The organism is Cupriavidus agavae, from assembly GCF_004217045.1.
GTDB classification, from domain to species: domain Bacteria; phylum Pseudomonadota; class Gammaproteobacteria; order Burkholderiales; family Burkholderiaceae; genus Cupriavidus; species Cupriavidus agavae.
Window position 1 is genome coordinate 1,454,499 of record NZ_SGXM01000001.1, and the last position, 18,639, is coordinate 1,473,137.

Genomic DNA, 18,639 nt, shown 5'->3' on the forward strand with positions numbered 1-18,639 from the left:
TGACGATGACTGCTGCACCCCCCTCGCTCGGCGCCCGCATCCTGGCGCGCGCGGCGGAACTTGCCCGCCATTCGGACATGGAAGGTGGCCTGACCTGCGCCTTCCTGACGCCAGCCCACGCCCGTGCCCAGGCCGACCTGGCGGCATGGATGGAAGACGCCGGCATGACCGTGCGCATCGACGCCATCGGCAACGTGATCGGCCGGTATGCCGCCGATCCGGACGAAGCCGCTGCGCAGGTGCTGATGACCGGCTCGCACTTCGACACCGTGCGCGACGGCGGCCGGTACGATGGCCGGCTTGGCATCCTGCTGCCGATTGCCGTGGTGGGCGCGCTGCGCGACGCCGGCATCCGCCTGCCCTACCACTTGGACGTGGTGGCGTTCGCCGAGGAAGAGGGGCTGCGCTTCAAGACCAGCTTCCTGGCCAGCAGCGTGCTGGCCGACCGCTTCGACGCCGCGCTGCTCGACCGCGTGGATGCCGACGGCGTGACGATGGCCGCGGCACTGGCCGGGGCCGGTTTCCCGGGCGCCGGGAAACCGGACGCGCTGCGCGCGGCCGCCGTGGACCCAGCCACGCTGGCCGGTTTTGTCGAAGTGCACATCGAGCAGGGACCGGTGCTGCTGCATCGCGGCCTGCCGCTGGGCATCGTGACGCAGATCGCCGGCAGCAGCCGCTTCCAGGTCCGGATCGAGGGGCTGGCCAGCCATGCCGGCACCACGCCGATGGACATGCGCCGCGATGCCGCCGCCGGCGCCGCCGAGATGATCCTGCTCGTGGAGCAACGCTGCGGCCAGGTGCCGTCGCTGGTCGGCACGGTCGGCCAGTTGCAGGTACCCAACGGTTCCAGCAATGTGATTCCGGCCGCCTGCACGTTCTCGATGGATATCCGGGCGGGCGAGGACGGCATCCGGGAGGCAGCCATCGCCGACATCGTGGCCGGCATCGAGCGGATTGCCACCCGACGCGGCCTGACGGCAAGCGTGGAGCGCGTGACGCCGGTCAACAATGCACCCTGCGCGCGCTGGCTGATGGACCAGTTCGGCGCGGTGCTGCGCAAGCGTGGCATGGAGGTGTTCGAATTGCCGTCGGGCGCCGGGCACGACGCGATGATGATGCAGCGGATCACCGATGTGGCGATGCTGTTCGTGCGCTGTGGCAATGGCGGGATCAGCCACAATCCGCTGGAAACGATCACGGAGGAGGATGCCCAGCAGGCGGCGGAAGTCTTCGTCGACTTTTTGCGGCACTTCCGGCCCAAACCGGTGGAGCAATGACGCGGCGGCAGGTCAGCTGCCGCGGTACATTTCCTTGCTGAGGTCGTAGAGATTCTTGCGCAGCGTCTTGCGCTCGTCGGGCGACAGCTTCTGGCTGCCACCGCGCGGCCCCTGGCGGCCCGCCCGTTCGGCCATGTCGCGCTCGGTCTCGGCCCGGTCGCCGCGGCGCGGCGGTTGCCGGTTGCGGTCGGGCTGGGGCGGATGGCCCTGCCCGTTGGGCGGCTGGCTGCGCGGGTGAAGCAGGTGCGCCATGCCCGCCGACTGGGCGTTTGCCGACGCGGGCGCGACGGCGAGCAGCAGGGTCATGCCGGCAAGAACGCCCACCCGCGCGCAGACCGCGCGACGCAGGGTAAGCCCGTGCCGGTTTTGCTTCACTTTCATTGGATAATTGCGGTGTAGACAGTATCCCGCCGCCCGTTCCGGGGGGCGCGACATACCCGTGGTGACCATGTTTTGCCGGGCCAGCTGAAGGGGCCTCTGGCAACGGTTTGCGGAGTGTAATTGCACAAAAGGTGCACGCCGCCATACCACGGGGTAAAGTATGTAACGTTTTGTTAAGCCATTTTGAGCGAAAGCGATAGTCGCTAAGATACCGCCATGGAAAATACCAGCCACAAGATTCTCGTCGTGGATGACGACCCGCGCCTGCGCGACCTGCTGCGCCGCTACCTCGGCGAACAGGGATTCACCGTGCTCGTGGCGGAAAACGCCACGGCCATGAACAAGCTCTGGCTGCGCGAGCGCTTTGACCTGCTGGTGCTTGACCTGATGATGCCGGGCGAGGATGGCCTGTCGATCTGCCGCCGCCTGCGCGGCGCCAACGACCAGACGCCGATCATCATGCTGACCGCCAAGGGCGAGGACGTGGACCGCATCGTCGGCCTGGAAATGGGCGCCGACGACTACCTGCCCAAGCCTTTCAACCCGCGCGAACTGATCGCGCGCATCCATGCGGTGCTGCGCCGCAAGGGTCCGGCCGAAGTGCCGGGCGCCCCGTCGGAGACGCCCGAGACCTTTGCCTTCGGCGATTTCGTGCTCAACCTGGCCACCCGCACGCTGACCAAGAACGACGAGGAAATCACGCTCACCACGGGCGAATTCTCGGTGCTCAAGGTGTTCGCGCGCCATCCGCGCCAGCCGCTCTCGCGCGAGAAACTGATGGAAATGGCGCGCGGCCGCGAATACGAGGTGTTCGACCGCAGCCTGGACGTGCAGATCTCGCGCCTGCGCAAGCTGATCGAGCCGGACCCGAGCAACCCGCGCTTCATCCAGACGGTCTGGGGCCTCGGCTACGTCTTCATCCCCGATGGCGTGAAGTAAGCCCGGTCCGCACAGCAGCATCGTGTCGACCGCCCTCGGCCGTACCGCAACGCGGTTCTTCGGTTCGCTGTTCTGGCGAACCTTCATGCTGATCGCCCTGTTGCTGGCGATCTCGCTGGGTATCTGGTTCCAGAGCTACCGGCTCTTCGAACGCGCGCCACGCGCCCAGCAGATCGCCATGCAGGTGGTCAGCGTGGTCAAGCTCACGCGCGCCGCCCTGCTCTATTCCGACCCCGCGCGGCGCCGGTTCCTTCTGCTCGACCTCGTCCAGAACGAGGGCATCAAGGTCTATCCGCGCGAGAAGGACGACGACTTTGCGGCACCCAAGGCCAACCCGTTCCTGACCCAGCTGGTGCAGCAGGAGATCCGCAGCCGCCTGGGCGAGGACACCGTGCTGGCCACCACGGTCAATGACATTCCGGGCGTCTGGGTCAGCTTCGAGATCGAGGGCGACGACTACTGGGTAGCCATCAGCCCCGAGCGCTTCGAGCGCGTGCCGGGCATCCAGTGGCTCTGGTGGAGTATTGCCGCGCTGCTGCTGTCGATCATCGGCGCGGCGTTCATCACGGCCCGCGTCAACTACCCGCTCAAGCGCCTGGCCAACGCGGCCAAGCAGATCGGCACCGGCGGCGATCCGCCGCCACTGCGCGAACAGGGCGCCAGCGAGGTGGCCCAGGCCAACCGCAGCTTCAACCAGATGGTGCGCGACCTGCGCCAGCTCGACGACGACCGCGTGGTCATGCTGGCCGGCATCTCGCACGACCTGCGCACGCCGCTGACGCGCCTGCGGCTGGAAACCGAGATGTCGCCGGTGGACACCACCACGCGCGACGCGATGATCGCCGACATCGAGCAGATGGACGCCATCATCGGCCAGTTCCTGAACTACGCGCGGCCCGGGCAGGAAGTGGTCGAGCCCGTGGACCTGTCGGCGCTGGTGCAGGAATCGGTCGGCGTCTATGCCGCGCACGATGACGTACGCGTGCACGTGCGCTCCAACGGCCCGGTCATGGCCGTGGCGAACCGCATGGAGATCCAGCGTATCCTGGACAACCTCGTCGAGAACGCGCGCCGCTACGCCAAGGACGAGGAAACCGGCATGGCCGAGGTGGAGATCTCCACGCGGCTCGACGACAAGGACGCCGTGCTGACCGTGGCCGATACCGGCCCCGGCGTGCCAAACGAGCAGCTCTCGCTGCTGACGCGCCCGTTCTACCGCCTCGACAGCGCGCGCAGCGAGGCCAAGGGCGCCGGGCTCGGGATGTCGATCGTCAACCGCATCCTGCAGCGCAACGGCGGGCGCCTGGTGCTGGCCAACCGCCAGCCGCCGAAGAGCGGACTCGTGGTCACCGCGCTGTTCCGCCGCGCCTGAGCGGCCGGAACCGCCCTGCCCGGCGCTCCCCTTTGCGGATTTGCGCCACTCGCTTCGGATTGACAGGTTTTCTTCAGCTCCCGATATCGGATTGAAAGGCTGCCGACAGCGGATTGACAGCGTCGGCGCGCACACTGGCTGGCAGTATCCGACCACAGGCCCCCGGACCCACGGGCGCCAGACCGAGAGACAGCCATGTCCAGCACTCCGACCTCCCAGCACGGGTTCCGCACCGTGTTCCGCGTCGTCAGCGGCAATTTCCTAGAAATGTACGACTTCATGGTGTACGGCTTCTACGCCGCCGCCATTGCCCGTACGTTCTTTCCGTCCGGCAACGAATTTGCCTCGCTGATGCTGTCGCTGGCCACATTCGGCGCCGGCTTCCTGATGCGCCCGCTCGGCGCCATCGTGCTGGGGGCCTACATCGACCATCACGGCCGGCGCAAGGGGCTGATCGTGACGCTGGTCATGATGGCGCTGGGCACGCTGCTGATCGCGCTGGTGCCCGGCTACGCGTCGATCGGCGTGGCCGCGCCGCTGCTGGTGTTGCTGGGCCGGCTGCTGCAGGGTTTCTCGGCCGGCGTGGAGCTGGGCGGCGTGTCGGTCTACCTGTCGGAAATCGCCAAACCCGGCCAGAAAGGGTTCTATGTGGCGTGGCAATCGGCCAGCCAGCAGGTGGCCGTGATCTTCGCGGGCCTGCTGGGCGTGATCCTGCACGCCACGCTGGCGCCGGCCCAGATGGACGACTGGGGCTGGCGCGTGCCGTTCCTGATCGGCTGCCTGATCGTGCCGTTCCTGTTCATGATCCGCCGGTCGCTGGAGGAGACGGAGGCATTCCGGGCGCAGAAGCACCGCCCGGCCATCGGCGAGATCTACCGCTCGATGCTCGACAACTGGGGCATCATCGTCGCCGGCTGCATGCTGGTGGTCATGACCACGGTGTCGTTCTACATGATCACCGCCTATACGCCCACCTTCGGCAAGACCGTGCTGAAGCTCGGCGACGTGGACAACCTGATCGTGACCATGTGCGTGGGCCTGTCGAACTTTATCTGGCTGCCGGTGATGGGCGCGGTGTCAGACCGCGTGGGACGCAAGCCGCTGCTGGTGGTATTCACGATCGCCACGCTGGTGTCCGCCTACCCGGCCGTGTCGTGGCTCGTGGCCGAGCCCTCGTTCGGCCGCCTGCTGATGGTGGAACTGTGGCTCTCGTTCCTCTACGCCAGCTACAACGGCGCGATGGTCGTCACGCTGGCCGAAGTGATGCCGCCGGCAGTACGCACCACCGGCTTCTCGCTGGCCTACAGCCTCGCCACGGCGCTGTTCGGCGGCTTTACCCCGGCCATCTCGACCTACCTGATCCATGCCACCGGCAACAAGGCCGCACCGGGCCTGTGGCTCACGTTTGCCGCGCTGTGCGGCCTGGTGGCGACGCTGCTGATCTTCCGCGCACGCCGGCAGCAGACGGCGCTGCGCACGGCGTGACGACCGATTCGACGGCTGTCACGACACGGTCAGCGCATGCGTGGCATACTGCGGCCTTCGGCAATTGCTGCACTGCGTCAGTCGAGTCTGCCTATCGGGGCCTTTGAGATTTTCAATTGGCACCCGAGGTGTCCGGCGGCGCATAATCACAGATTGTTGCGATCGCTTTCAGGTACCGGGTACTGCCCGGCAGCCGGCAGCGAATCGCTCGCCTCACTCTCTTCAAACCGTATCAGGAGAAGTCCATGAAGACCGTTGGTCAAAAGCTCGAAGCGTTCCAGATCGTTGGCGTGAAGCCTGGTTTCAACAACCACGAGGAAAACGGCCAGTCGGCTTTCGAAGACATCACCGAGAAGTCGTTCGAAGGCAAGTGGAAGGTGATCTACTTCTACCCGAAGGATTTCACGTTCGTGTGCCCGACCGAAATCGTGGCCTTCGCCAAGCTGAACGGCGACTTCGCCGACCGCGACGCGATCGTGCTGGGCGGCTCGACCGACAACGAATTCGTGAAGCTGGCATGGCGCCGCGAGCACAAGGACCTGAACAAGCTGGACCAATGGCAATTCGCCGACGTGACCGGCTCGCTGGTGGACCAACTGGGCGTGCGTGACGTTGCCGCCGGTGTTGCCCTGCGCGCCACGTTCATCGTCGATCCGGACAACGTCATCCAGCACGTTTCGGTGAACAACCTGAACGTCGGCCGTAACCCGGAAGAAGTCCTGCGTATTCTGGACGGTCTGCAAACGGACGAACTGTGCCCGTGCAACCGCGCTGTCGGCGGCGCCACGCTGTAATTGGCCTGCCTCGCCAGTCGCCGCAAGGCGATTCGGCACCTCGCGCGGAAGGGTCACGCACCCTTTCGCGTCGGAACCCGCTACGTGCGGGTTTTTTGAGCCCTCGTCGATAGGAGAAATAAATGGAATTCCTGAGCACGATCAAGAATTTGATTCCCGACTACGCCAAGGACATCCGCCTGAATGTGGATGGCACGATCGCGCGCTCGTCGCTGGAAGGTACTGACGCCGTGGGCGTGGCGCTGGCCGCCGCCTTTGCCGCGAAGAGCAAGATCATCGTCGACGTGATCCGCAACGCCAACGTGCTGTCGGCCGAGGAAGTCACGGCTGCGCATACCGCCTCGGCGCTGATGGGCATGAACAACCTCTGGTATCCGTACGTGGAAATGGCCGAGGATCCGGATTTGGCCAGCCAGCCGGCCGGCCTGCGCATGAACGCCTATGCCAACCATGGCGGCGTGGACAAGCGGCGCTTCGAAATGTACGCACTGGCCGCCTCGATCATCGGCAAGTGCCATTTCTGCGTGAAGTCGCACTACCAATTGCTGAAGAACGAGCAGGGCATGAGCGCCCAGCAACTGCGTGACGTGGGCCGCATTGCCGCCGTGATCGGCGCTGCCGCCAACGTGATCGCCGCCGAGTAACGTCCGGGGTACACGGCGCGCCTGCGGGCACGGGGCCGGCTGGCATCGCAAGGTGCCAGGCGGCTTTTTTTCGTCGGACGCCCGACAGTTTCCGCACTGTCAATGGGTATTGTCCGACACGGGCGCAGGCCATTGAGGCGGTGCATTTGTGCATCGGACGGCCTACAATCCACGCAAGGTCACGAACTTTGCCGTTGCCATGAGCACCCTGCCTTCCCACACCTCGCCGCGCTTCCGCTTCCGGCTGGCCGCAGTACACGACTGGGGCGATATCGCCGCCGTCACGCAGCAGGCCTACGGCCAGTATGAGCTGGAGATCATGGAGGACTGCCGGGCGTCGTTCCAGCGCGGCATGCAGGCCGTGATGGCGGCCAAGAACAATCCAGACATGGAGTGGTGGGTTGCCGAAACCGACCACGGCGTGAGTGGCGCAGTGCTGTTTTGCCATCCCGGGGCCACGCTGACCGCGCTCGACGGCAGCACACTCACGCTGGAACAACCCGAGGCGCGTTTGCTCTCGGTCAACCCGCAGGCCCGCGGACTGGGCCTCGGCAAGCGGCTCATGCAGATCTGCATCCAGCGCGCGCACGATATCGGCGCCGCCACGCTGGTGTGTCGCGCGATGCCGGAAATGGATTCCGCGATCCGCCTTTGCGAACAGATGGGCTTCCAGCGCCGTGCCGAGCCCGGCTCCCGCCAGGGCGGCAAGACGCGCCTGATCGACTACGTCTACACGATTCCGCCTGACGAGGCCCCGGCAGCGTCGCCGCCGCCGGGCTGAAACGGGCGCGAATCAGTCCTGGCTGTCGGCCGGGCGGCGGAAGATCAGCACCGCTGCCTGGGCGACGATCCCCTCTTCCTTCCCTTCGAAACCCAGCTTCTCGTTGGTCTTGGCCTTCACGTTGCAGTGCGTGAGCGGCAAGCCCAGGTCTTCGGCGAGATTCGCCACCATGCCCCGGATGTGCGGGGCGAGCTTGGGTTTCTGCGCGATCACGGTGGCGTCCACATTACCGATCTCGAAACCGGCCTCGCGCACGCGGCGGGCGGCTTCGCGCAGCAGCACGCGGCTGTCGGCACCGGCAAAATTGGGATCGGTATCCGGAAAATGCCGGCCGATATCGCCCAGCGCGGCGGCGCCGAACAGCGCGTCGGTCACGGCGTGCAGCAGCGCATCGGCGTCGGAATGGCCCAGCAGGCCACGGTCGTGGGGAATATCCACGCCGCCTAGGATCAGCTTGCGGCCCGGCACCAGGGCGTGTACGTCGTAACCCTGCCCTACACGGAAATCGAACGGATTCAAAACGGCTCCTTCAGGTAAGTGTCATGCGCCTGGCGTCGTGCCGGCGCGCAGCAGGACATCGGCCAGCGCGAAGTCCTCGGGATAGGTCACCTTGAAATTACGCAGCGAACCATTGACGAGGCGCGGATGCAAGCCCAGCCGCTCGATCGCGCTGGCCTCGTCGGTCACCACCGCGCCGGCTGCCATGGCATCCTCCAGCGCGTGGCGCAGGACGCCAATCCGGAACATCTGCGGAGTCTGGGCCTGCCACAGGCCCTCGCGCGGCACCGTGGCGCCGATCCGGGCGTCGCTCGGCACCCGCTGCTCGGCGCGCTTGAGCGTATCGGGCACCGGCACCGCCAGGATGCCGCCAATCGGCTCGCTGGCCGCATCGTCCGACTCCACGGCCCGCACCAGCGTGTCGATCATGGCCGGCGTCAGGCCGGGGCGCGCCGCATCGTGCACGAGTACCCAGTCGGTATCGGTGGCGCCCAGCGTCTCCAGATGATGCAGCCCGGCCAGCACCGAGGCGTGGCGCGAATCGCCGCCCACGAATGCCGTATCGAACCGCAGCCCGGCAAACGCCTGGGCGCCGAAGCGCGATTCCAGCGGCATGTCGTCGGGGGCCAGGACCAGCGCGGTAGCACTGATGGCTTCGCAGGCCGAGAACGCGGCCAGCGCGAACCATAGCATCGGGCGTCCGGCCACGGTCTGGTACTGCTTCTGCACGGTGCCTCCGGCGCGGCTGCCGGTACCGGCACAGGGAATCAGGGCGAATCGACGATCGGACACAGGTTCTGCGGAGGATGGGTGGAAGTCCGGCCAGCAGGCCGGCCGGTGCGCATTCTATAATACGGCCCTTGCCCGCCGCCATGCCCAGATGGCGTGGCCGGGATCGCCGACACCCCTGCCCGCGACACGCTGCCCCAGCATCGCCGGCGGGGTGGCGTCGTTTTTGCATCTCTTCGCCCCATGCCAGACAAACTGCCCGACTTCCCCTTCGCCGCCCTGCCGCTGCTCAAGCCCGGCATGCGTCATGCCGTGACCGGACTGACCGGCTCGGCCGACGCGCTCGTGGTGGCCGCCTACGCCCGCCAGCACCCCGCCAGCGTGCCGATGGTGGCCGTGGTCTGCGCCAACGCCATGGATGCGCAACGGCTGGCCGACGAAATCCCGTGGTTCGCGCCCGAACTGCGCGTGCGCCTGCTGCCCGACTGGGAAACGCTGCCTTACGACAGCTTCTCGCCGCACCAGGATCTGGTGTCCGAACGGCTGGCGACGCTGCACGACATCCAGACCGGCCAGTGCGACGTGATGCTCGTGCCGGCGTCCACCGCGCTGTACCGGCTGGCGCCGCCGTCATTCCTGGCGGCCTATACGTTCTTCTTCAAGCAGGGCGAGAAGCTCGACGAGGCCGCGCTCAAGGCCCAGTTCACGCTGGCCGGCTATGAACATGTGAGCGCCGTGATGCGGCCCGGCGAGTACAGCGTGCGCGGCGGGCTGATCGACCTGTTTCCGATGGGCTCGGCACTGCCATACCGGATCGACCTGTTCGGCGACGAGATCGAGACGATCCGCGCCTTCGACCCCGATTCGCAGCGCAGCCTCTACCCGGTCAAGGAAGTCCGGCTGCTGCCCGGCCGCGAGTTCCCGCTCGACGAAGCCGCGCGCACGGCGTTCCGGGGGCGCTGGCGCGAGATCTTCGAGGGCGATCCGACCAAATCGGCGATCTACAAGGACATCGGCAATGGCGTGCCGTCGGCCGGTATCGAGTACTACCTGCCGCTGTTCTTCGAGCAGGGCGCCACGGTCTTCGACTACCTGCCAGCCGGCACCCAGCTGGCGTTCGCGGGCAATGTCGACGAGGCGATCCGGCGTTTCTGGGCCGACACCACGCAGCGCTTCAACTTCATGCGGCACGACCGCGAGCGGCCGCTGCTGCCGCCGGCGGACCTGTTCCTGTCCGAGGAACAGTTCTTCGTCGGCGCCAAGCCGCTGGCCCGGCTGGTGTTGCAGCGCGACCCGGCCCCCGCGGAGTCGCCCTCTTTCTCGGCGGCCCTGCCGGACGTCTCGGTCAACCGCCGCGCCGAGGACCCGCTCGTCAACCTTGAAGCCCTGCTGCTGAACAAGGCCACCCGCGTGCTGATGTGCGCGGATTCCGCCGGCCGGCGCGAGACGCTGCTGCAACTGTTTGCCGAAAGCGGACTGCGCCCGATGGTGGTCGAGGATTTTGCGGCATTCCAGGCCGGCGAGTCGCATTTCTCGATCGTCGTGGCGCCGCTGCAGAGCGGCTTCGCGCTGCCCTCGGCGGCGTACGCGTTCGTCACCGAGAACGAGCTGTACGCCGGCACCGCGCGCCGCGCCGGGCGCCGCAAGCAGGAGCAGGCGAGCACGGTTGACGCCATGGTGCGCGACCTCGCCGAACTGAAGATCGGCGACCCCGTGGTGCACAGCGAGCATGGCATCGGCCGCTACCAGGGCCTGGTGACGCTCGACATGGGCCAGGGCGAGGAAGAATTCCTGCACCTCGACTACGACCGCGGCAGCAAGCTCTACGTGCCCGTGCACCAGTTGCACGTGATCTCGCGCTACTCGGGCGCCGATCCGGACACCGCGCCGCTGCACTCGCTCGGCACCGGGCAGTGGGACAAGGCCAAGCGCCGCGCCGCGCAGCAGATCCGCGACACCGCGGCCGAACTGCTGAACCTCTACGCGCGCCGCGCGCTGCGCGAGGGTTTCGCCTTCCCGCTGCAACCGAAGGACTACGAGACGTTTGCCGAGAGCTTCGGATTCGAGGAAACACCCGACCAGGCCGCCGCCATCGCGGCCGTGATCGCCGACATGACCTCCGGCAAGCCGATGGACCGGCTGGTCTGCGGCGACGTGGGCTTCGGCAAGACCGAGGTGGCGCTGCGCGCCGCGTTCGTGGCCGTACTCGGCGGCAAGCAGGTGGCCATGCTGGCGCCCACCACGCTGCTGGCCGAGCAGCATTTCCAGACGCTGTCCGACCGCTTCGCCGAGTGGCCGGTGCGCATCGTGGAGCTGTCGCGCTTCAAGACCAAGAAGGAGATCGACGCGGCGATCAAGCAGATCAACGACGGCACCGTGGACATCGTGATCGGCACGCACAAACTGCTGTCGGAGCAGGTGAAGTTCCAGCGCCTGGGCCTGGTCATCATCGACGAGGAACACCGCTTCGGCGTGCGCCAGAAGGAGGCGCTCAAGGCGCTGCGCGCCGAGGTGGACGTGCTGACCATGACCGCCACGCCGATCCCGCGCACGCTGGGCATGGCGCTCGAAGGGCTGCGCGACTTCTCGGTGATTGCCACGGCGCCGCAGAAGCGGCTGGCGATCAAGACCTTCGTGCGGCGCGAGGAAGACGGCGTGATCCGCGAAGCCATCCTGCGCGAGCTCAAGCGCGGCGGGCAGGTCTACTTCCTGCACAACGAGGTCGAAACCATCGAGAACAAGCGCGCCCGGCTGGCCGAACTGGTGCCCGAGGCGCGCATCGCCGTGGCGCACGGCCAGATGCACGAACGCGAGCTGGAACGCGTGATGCGCGATTTCACCTCGCGCCGCGACAACATCCTGCTGTGCACGACGATCATCGAAACCGGCATCGACGTGCCCACCGCCAACACGATCCTGATCCACCGCGCCGACAAGTTCGGCCTGGCCCAGTTGCACCAGTTGCGCGGCCGCGTGGGCCGCAGCCACCACCAGGCGTACGCCTACCTGCTCGTGCACGACCCCGAGGGCCTGACCAAGCAGGCCCAGCGCCGGCTGGAGGCCATCCAGCAGATGGAGGAACTGGGCGCCGGCTTCTACCTGGCCATGCACGACCTGGAAATCCGCGGCGCCGGCGAGGTGCTGGGCGACAAGCAGTCGGGCGAGATCCACGAGATCGGCTTCCAGCTGTACACCGACATGCTCAATGCCGCCGTCAAGGCGCTCAAGGCCGGCAAGGAGCCGGACCTGATGGCGCCGCTGGCCGCCACCACCGAGATCAACCTCGGCACGCCGGCACTGCTGCCCAACGACTACTGCGGCGACGTGCACGAGCGGCTGTCGCTGTACAAGCGCCTGGCCAACTGCGAGACGGCCGAGCGCGTGGACGATATCCAGGAGGAACTGATCGACCGCTTCGGCCGGCTGCCCGCACAGGCGCAGGCGCTGATCGAGACGCACCGGCTGCGCATTGCCGCCGCCCCGCTGGGCGTGCGCAAGATCGACGCGGGCGAGGCCACGGTCAGCATGCAGTTCGTGCCGAATCCGCCCATCGACGCCATCAAGATCATTGAACTCGTGCAGAAGAACCGGCATATCAAGCTGGCCGGGCAGGACAAGCTGCGCATCGAGGCCAAGATGGATGACGTGGCCGCCCGCGCGCAGACGATCAAGCACACGCTGCGGCAACTGGCCTGACCGGCGCGCCGGGTGTACGATCTCATCCTTGACGAATCAACGTTTTTTTACGACACACTGCCCCATGCAAGCTACCCACGACACCACCGCCGCCGCCCATGACACCCCGCCGCGCGGCAGCGCGCTCGACTGGACCCAGCGCCTGGTGTCGTTCGATACCACCTCGCGCCACTCGAACCTGGGCCTGATCGAATCGGTACGCGACCATTTCCTGGCCAAGGGCCTGCGTCCTCACCTGAGCTACAACCCCCAGGGCGACAAGGCCAACCTGTTCGTGACGGTGCCGGCTGCGAACGGCGCCACGGACGGCGGCATCGTACTGTCGGGCCACACCGACGTGGTGCCGGTGGACGGCCAGAACTGGTCCACCGACCCCTTCCAGCCCGTGATCCGTGACGGCAAGCTGTACGGACGCGGCACCTGCGACATGAAGGGCTTCATCGGCACCAGCCTGGCGCTGCTGCCGACCATCCTCGAAGCGAAACTGCGCGAGCCGGTGCACTACGCGCTGTCGTTCGACGAGGAAATCGGCTGCATGGGGGCGCCGTACCTGCTGGCCGAACTGCGCGACCGCGGCGTGCGGCCGTCCGGCTGCATCGTGGGCGAGCCCACCAGCATGCGCACGATCGTCGCCCACAAGGGCATCAACGCCTACCGCTGCTGCGTGAAGGGCCAGGCCGCGCACTCGTCGCTGACGCCAAAGGGTGTCAACGCCATCGAATACGCCGCCCGGCTGATCTGCTACATCCGCGACATCGCCGACGAGTTCAGGGCCAACGGCCCGTACGACCAGGCGTTCGACGTGCCGTTCACCACGGCGTCCACCGGCACGATCCAGGGCGGTATCGCGCTGAACACCATCCCGGCCGAGTGCGAGTTCGTGTTCGAATTCCGCAACCTGCCCGGCGTCGACCCCGAGGCGATCCTGGCGCGCATCCAGGGCTATGTCGGCGATGTGCTGGTGCCGAAGATGCGCGCCGAGCACGTGGATGCCGGCATGGTCATCAGCAAGATCGCCGCCGCGCCATCGCTCGACGCCGCCGAGTCGGACGCCATCACGCAGCTGGTGCGCGCCCTGACGGCCGACCGCGAGACCAACAAGGTGGCCTACGGCACCGAGGCCGGCCTGTTCCAGCGCGCCGGTATTCCGGCCGTGGTGTGCGGCCCCGGCGACATCCAGCAGGCCCACAAGCCCGACGAGTTCGTGGCGCTGGACCAACTGGCGGCCTGCGAGTCGTTCCTGCACAAGGTGGTGGACAGCCTGCGGGCAGCGTGATCCGGGCACCCGGGCCGGTTACAATACCGGCCTTCCGCCTCGCCCTCACCTTCCGCTTCTGCCGTCATGCCCCTGATTCTCCAGAGCCTGTCCCCGCTGTCCGCCGCCGATCTCGACGCCGTCCGCACGGTGGCCAATGCTTCGCCGTTCGCCCTGCGTGGCGACACCGTGGCCGTGGCCGAAGACTGCAATCCGCTGACGCCGGCCCTGCGCGCTGCGCTGGAGGATGCCTGCGGCACGCGCGGCATCGATTGGGCCGTGCTGCCGGCCGGCCGCAAGCTGTCGGACTTCAGGCTCGTGGCCATGGACATGGACTCGACGCTGATCACGATCGAGTGCATCGATGAAATCGCCGATTTCTGCGGGCTCAAGGCCGAAGTGTCGGCCATCACCGAAGCGGCGATGCGTGGCGAGATCACCGATTTCAACGAAAGCCTGCGCCGCCGCGTGGCCCTGCTCAAGGGCCTGGACGCCAGCGTGCTCGATCGGGTCTACGCCGAGCGGCTGCGCCTGTCTCCCGGTGCCGAGCGCATGCTGCAGACCATCCAGGCGCTGGGCTTGCGCACGCTGCTGGTGTCGGGCGGCTTCGTCCACTTCACCGATCAGCTCAAGCCGCGCCTGAAGCTCGACTTCACCCGCGCCAATACCCTGGAAATCGTCGATGGCAAGCTGACCGGCAATGTGGTGGGCGAGATCGTCAATGCCGACGTCAAGGCACGCACCGTGCGCGAGGTGTGCGCGCAGATCGGCGCGGACACCTCGCAGGCCATCGTCATGGGTGATGGGTCCAACGACCTGAAGATGATGGCGGTGGCCGGCTTGTCGGTAGCGTTCCGCGCCAAGCCGGTAGTCCGCGAACAGGCCAGCGTGGCATTCAACCACGTGGGACTGGACGGCCTGCTGAATCTCTTTCCGCACTAAATTGCCGGTGAGCGCCTCGTAAGGCACACGAGGCGCCTGCTGCCACACTGCCGGGCGCTCGGCGCATTACATTTCTGTCATTGGTGTTTTGGTCGCAAACTGCACCGGAGTGCACCATAACGCCTTGATTTCCTTGTGAAATCAAATGCGAATGATTATTATTGTTCGCCTCCCCACACTGTCTTTCGATCGCCCGACGCATGCAAGCGTTAGCCATACTCCTATCCCTGGCCGCAGCCGCGTGCCTGTACCTTGCCGCGCCCAACCAACTGCTGGTCGTCGATGACGCCGGCAAGGGTCGTTCCCCGCTTTCCTCCCGCCTGCTGTGCTGGACCGGCCTGCTGCTCGCCGTGGCCGGCACGTGGGTCATGAGCGTTCCGGAAGGCTGGCCCGTGGCCATCGCCGCCACGCTGGTCGTCATGACGTGCTTCCTGTCGTTCTGGCCGTTCATCGGCACGTGGCTGCACCACAGCCGCACCGACGACGAGCCGGCCGACGCGCCCAACGACATGTCGAAGGAAGGGAGCGCATCATGATCGGTACCAAATGGCTCGCCGGGGCGCTGCTGGGCCTGCCCCTGGCCATCGCGCTCTGTACGCTCGGCATCCTGTGGCTGCCCGGTGGCTGGGAAGGCGGCGTCATTATCGGCGTCACGCTGAGCTTCGTGCTGTGGGTGGCCATCATCAGCCTGAGCCTGCTGTTCGAGACCAGCCTGGCCGCCTGGCTGTGGCTGATCGGCGGCAACGTGATCTGCTACGGCATCCTCTGGACGGTACGCGCGATGAATGCGATGCCGCCTGCCTCGGCGCTTTCCGCCGTCACCGGTTCCTGAGGCGATATTCATGAAAGCCAATACCCTCCGCGTCTACAACACGCTCCACACCTGGGTCGGCCTGATGGCCGGCTGGGCGCTGTTCATCGCCTTCTTCGCGGGCGCGATCACCGTCTTCCACCACGAACTGCACGTCTGGCAGAACCCGGCCCGCCTCGAAGGCCAGCACGGCACCGAGGTGCAGGTCGAAGGGCCGGCCGTCGACGCCTTCGTGCAGAAGCTGATCTCGGTCCATCCCGACGCCGCGAACAGCGTCTATGTGGGCCTGCCGAGCAAGGAAGAACCCGATTTCAACGCCTACTGGCAGGACAAGGCCGGCGAGTGGCACACGATGAACGGCGCGCGCCTGAACGGCGACAAGGCCGCGCAGAACGACACGTCGCTCGACCACGCCACCGGCGAACTGTCGGCCTTCCTCAACGCCCTGCACTACTCGCTGGGCCTGGGGCTGAACGGCACGTACTTCATGGGGATCATTTCCGTGCTGTACGGGCTGGCGCTGGTATCGGGCGTGATCCTGCACCTGCCGCGTCTCAAGAAGGACCTGTTCGCCGTGCGCCCGGGCCGCAACCTGAAGCGGTTCTGGATGGATTCGCACAATGTGATCGGCCTGTTCAGCCTGCCGTTCCACCTGATCTTTGCGATCACGGGCGCGATGTTCTGCCTGTCGCTGGTCATGGTGATGGTATTCAACGTGCTGACCTTCGACGGCAAGCTGTTCGATTCCGTGCCGCGCGTGACCAGCGGCACGCCTGAAGTGGTGGCCTCGGGCCGCGCATCGCCGACGATGACGTCCGCCCAGTTGCTGGCCATAGCCCGCGAGCACGGTGGCGAGCGCTTCACGCCTACCGCCATCCGCTTCCAGCGTTACGGTGACGCCAACGCCGTGGCCGACGTGCGCGGCGAAAGCACCCGCGCGCTCGGCAACGGAGGCTCGGTCGGCATCCACGCCGCCGCCAACGAGCCGAACGCTGGCAAGCTGATCGCCAACCAGACCGCCGGCGCCCGCGACACCAACCACATGGTCTACAGCGCCATGTTCGCGCTGCACTACGGCACGTATGGCGACATGGCCGTGCGTATCGTCTACCTGATTGCGGGGCTGGCCGGTGCCTTCCTGTTCTACTCGGGCAACCTGCTCTGGATCGAAACCCGCCGCAAGGCCCGCCAGGCCGAGCAGCCGCGCGTGCACAAGCTGCTGGCGCAGGCCACGGTTGGCGTCTGCATCGGCACCTGCATCGGCGTGGCGCTGTGCTTCCCGGCCGCGCTGCTGTGGCCCGAGCGTGCCGTGAGCTACGTGTTCTGGCCGGTCTTCGGCATTGCCGTGGCGTGGGCACTGGTGCGCCCGCCGATTCGGGCCGCCGTGGAGTTGCTCTATGTGGCCGCGCTGGCCACGCTCACGGTGCCGCTGTCCAACCTGATCCTGACTGGCGACCACCTGTTCGTGGCCGCGCTCAATGGCCGCTGGGTCATTGCAGGTTTCGACATTGGCGCCATCGCCATGGCCGTGGGCTACGTGGCGCTGGCCCGCGCCACGCAACGCCGCGCGGAAAATGGTCCGGTCGAATCGGTCTGGGCGTCGCCGCGCGCCGTGGCCGCCAGAGAGACCAGAGAGCCCCAGGCAGCGATGCGCAAGGCCGACGCGTCCTGAGGCCAGGCGCCCGCCAGCAAAAAAGCCCCGCCGGTTCCGGCGGGGCTTTTTGTTTTCCGGGCTGCGCTCCGGTGCTCAGCGCAGTTGCGACTCCATGGCCTGTTTCAGATCGCCGATCAGGTCGCGCGTATCCTCCAGCCCGATATACAGCCGCACCAGCTCGCCGGCGTTTTCCCACTCGGCGGGCGGCCACGTGCCTGCCGGGCGCATCTCCTCGACGTGGTATGGCACGGCCAGGCTGTGCGCCCCGCCCCACGACCAGCCAATGGCGAACAGTTGCAGCGCCTCCACGAACGCATCGACCTGCTCGCGCGTGTAGCGGCTGTGCAGGATGACAGAGAACAGGCCGCTGGCGCCGGAGAAATCCCGCAGCCACTCGGCATGGCCGGGGCAGTCGGGCAGCGCCGGGTGCAGCACGCGCGCCACTTCGGGCCGCTGCTTGAGCCATTCGGTCACTTCGCGGGCGGCGCGGTCGTGCGCGGCCAGCCGCACCGGCATGCTGGCCAGGCCGCGCAGCACCAGGAAGCAGTCGTCGGCGGACACGCCCCAGCCCATGACCATGCGGGTGCGTTTGAGGCGATCGTGAAGCTTGCCGTCGCGCGTGATGACCGCGCCCATCAGCACATCGCTGCCACCCGACTGGTACTTGGTCAGCGCCTGCACCGAAATATCGATGCCCTTGTCGAACGGCTTGAAGTACACCCCGGCCGACCAGGTATTGTCGATCGCCGTGACCACCCCGCGCGCCCGCGCGGCCGCGACGATGGCCTCGGAATCGGGCACCTCCATGGTCACCGAGCCGGGCGCTTCCATCCAGATCAACCGCGTGTTGGGCTGGATCAGCGCAGCGATACCGCCGCCAATCGACGGGTGGTAGTAACGCACGGTAACCCCGAACTCGCGCGCCAGCCACTCGCCGTGGTCACGGTTGGGGCCGTAGACGTTGTCAGGAACCAGTACGTCGTCGCCCGATTTCAACAGCGCGAAGTAGACCAGCGAGATCGCGCCCATGCCGGACGGCAGCAGCAGCGTGTGGCTGCCCCCCTCGAGCTGCGCCAGTTGCTGGCACAGCGCCTCGCTGGTGGGCGTGGCGTGCAGGCCATAGCGCCAGTAGGTCTTGCTGCGGTCGCCGTAGGCGCGCAGTTCGGCCAGGTTGCGGAAGACGATGGTGGAGCCGCGGTAGGTGGGCGTCGAGAACGATTCGAAGCCGGGCGCGATATCGAGATCGGGCTGGACCGCGGTGGTCTGGGTATAGCGGGACGGGTTGCGGGGCGAGTCAGAAGCGGACACGGCACGTTTCCTCGGAAGTCTGGACAGGCGTCCGAGCTTACCAGCAAATGTGAATCAGTCCACCCCGGCAGCG

Annotated in this window: 17 protein-coding genes; 13 read left to right on the top strand and 4 right to left on the bottom strand. The window is 66.9% G+C overall.

Annotation, left to right across the window (positions count from 1 at the left end; all coding sequences use genetic code 11):
* The first annotated feature begins 5 nt into the window (after window positions 1-5).
* Complete coding sequence (locus EV147_RS06575; protein ID WP_407923199.1) at window positions 6-1,277, top strand: Zn-dependent hydrolase; 1,272 nt, start codon at window positions 6-8, stop codon at window positions 1,275-1,277.
* A gap of 12 nt (window positions 1,278-1,289) precedes the next feature.
* On the opposite strand, the gene EV147_RS06580 is transcribed toward EV147_RS06575, so the two are convergent.
* On the bottom strand, window positions 1,290-1,658 hold the full coding sequence (locus EV147_RS06580; protein WP_130390287.1) for a hypothetical protein: 369 nt from the start codon (window positions 1,656-1,658) through the stop codon (window positions 1,290-1,292).
* 216 nt (window positions 1,659-1,874) lie between these two features.
* Here EV147_RS06580 and ompR point away from each other — a divergent pair, with 216 nt between their 5' ends.
* From ompR to EV147_RS06610, 6 genes are all read left to right on the top strand, one after another.
* On the top strand, window positions 1,875-2,597 hold the full coding sequence (gene ompR / locus EV147_RS06585; RefSeq protein WP_010810107.1) for an osmolarity response regulator transcription factor OmpR: 723 nt from the start codon (window positions 1,875-1,877) through the stop codon (window positions 2,595-2,597).
* A 22-nt stretch (window positions 2,598-2,619) separates the two neighbouring features.
* Complete coding sequence (locus tag EV147_RS06590; RefSeq protein ID WP_130390289.1) at window positions 2,620-3,969, top strand: ATP-binding protein; 1,350 nt, start codon at window positions 2,620-2,622, stop codon at window positions 3,967-3,969.
* 195 nt (window positions 3,970-4,164) lie between these two features.
* Window positions 4,165-5,454, top strand: coding sequence for an MFS transporter (tcuC, locus tag EV147_RS06595; protein ID WP_130390290.1), 1,290 nt, complete (start codon window positions 4,165-4,167; stop codon window positions 5,452-5,454).
* Between the two features lie 245 nt (window positions 5,455-5,699).
* Window positions 5,700-6,248 (top strand): peroxiredoxin, encoded by a 549-nt coding sequence (locus EV147_RS06600; RefSeq protein WP_130390292.1) that lies wholly within the window; start codon window positions 5,700-5,702, stop codon window positions 6,246-6,248.
* Window positions 6,249-6,370: 122 nt separating this feature from the next.
* On the top strand, window positions 6,371-6,892 hold the full coding sequence (locus tag EV147_RS06605; RefSeq protein ID WP_130390293.1) for a carboxymuconolactone decarboxylase family protein: 522 nt from the start codon (window positions 6,371-6,373) through the stop codon (window positions 6,890-6,892).
* A gap of 199 nt (window positions 6,893-7,091) precedes the next feature.
* Window positions 7,092-7,673 (top strand): GNAT family N-acetyltransferase, encoded by a 582-nt coding sequence (locus EV147_RS06610; protein WP_130390295.1) that lies wholly within the window; start codon window positions 7,092-7,094, stop codon window positions 7,671-7,673.
* 12 nt (window positions 7,674-7,685) lie between these two features.
* On the opposite strand, the gene ispF is transcribed toward EV147_RS06610, so the two are convergent.
* Both ispF and ispD read right to left on the bottom strand, forming a co-directional pair.
* On the bottom strand, window positions 7,686-8,192 hold the full coding sequence (gene ispF, locus EV147_RS06615) for a 2-C-methyl-D-erythritol 2,4-cyclodiphosphate synthase (protein WP_130390297.1): 507 nt from the start codon (window positions 8,190-8,192) through the stop codon (window positions 7,686-7,688).
* A 21-nt stretch (window positions 8,193-8,213) separates the two neighbouring features.
* Window positions 8,214-8,963: a 2-C-methyl-D-erythritol 4-phosphate cytidylyltransferase gene (ispD, locus tag EV147_RS06620; RefSeq protein WP_130390299.1), complete on the bottom strand. Its 750-nt coding sequence runs from the start codon at window positions 8,961-8,963 to the stop codon at window positions 8,214-8,216.
* Between the two features lie 180 nt (window positions 8,964-9,143).
* Between ispD and mfd the strand changes: the two genes are divergently transcribed.
* From mfd to EV147_RS06650, 6 genes are all read left to right on the top strand, one after another.
* On the top strand, window positions 9,144-12,596 hold the full coding sequence (gene mfd, locus EV147_RS06625) for a transcription-repair coupling factor (protein ID WP_130390300.1): 3,453 nt from the start codon (window positions 9,144-9,146) through the stop codon (window positions 12,594-12,596).
* 64 nt (window positions 12,597-12,660) lie between these two features.
* The gene (gene argE / locus EV147_RS06630) at window positions 12,661-13,872 is read left to right on the top strand and encodes an acetylornithine deacetylase (RefSeq protein ID WP_130390301.1); all 1,212 of its coding nucleotides are present in this window, start codon (window positions 12,661-12,663) and stop codon (window positions 13,870-13,872) included.
* Between the two features lie 66 nt (window positions 13,873-13,938).
* Window positions 13,939-14,793 (top strand): phosphoserine phosphatase SerB, encoded by an 855-nt coding sequence (gene serB / locus EV147_RS06635; protein ID WP_130390303.1) that lies wholly within the window; start codon window positions 13,939-13,941, stop codon window positions 14,791-14,793.
* A 200-nt stretch (window positions 14,794-14,993) separates the two neighbouring features.
* A complete protein-coding gene (locus EV147_RS06640; protein WP_235844615.1) occupies window positions 14,994-15,329 on the top strand; it encodes a hypothetical protein in 336 nt (111 codons plus the stop codon).
* Complete coding sequence (locus tag EV147_RS06645; RefSeq protein WP_130390305.1) at window positions 15,326-15,625, top strand: hypothetical protein; 300 nt, start codon at window positions 15,326-15,328, stop codon at window positions 15,623-15,625. Before EV147_RS06640 ends, EV147_RS06645 begins: the two co-directional genes overlap by 4 nt.
* Window positions 15,626-15,635: 10 nt before the next feature.
* Window positions 15,636-17,276, top strand: coding sequence for a PepSY-associated TM helix domain-containing protein (locus tag EV147_RS06650; protein WP_130390306.1), 1,641 nt, complete (start codon window positions 15,636-15,638; stop codon window positions 17,274-17,276).
* A gap of 75 nt (window positions 17,277-17,351) precedes the next feature.
* Here EV147_RS06650 and EV147_RS06655 read toward each other — a convergent pair whose 3' ends face one another.
* A complete protein-coding gene (locus EV147_RS06655; RefSeq protein WP_130390307.1) occupies window positions 17,352-18,566 on the bottom strand; it encodes a cystathionine beta-lyase in 1,215 nt (404 codons plus the stop codon).
* Window positions 18,567-18,639: the final 73 nt, after the last annotated feature.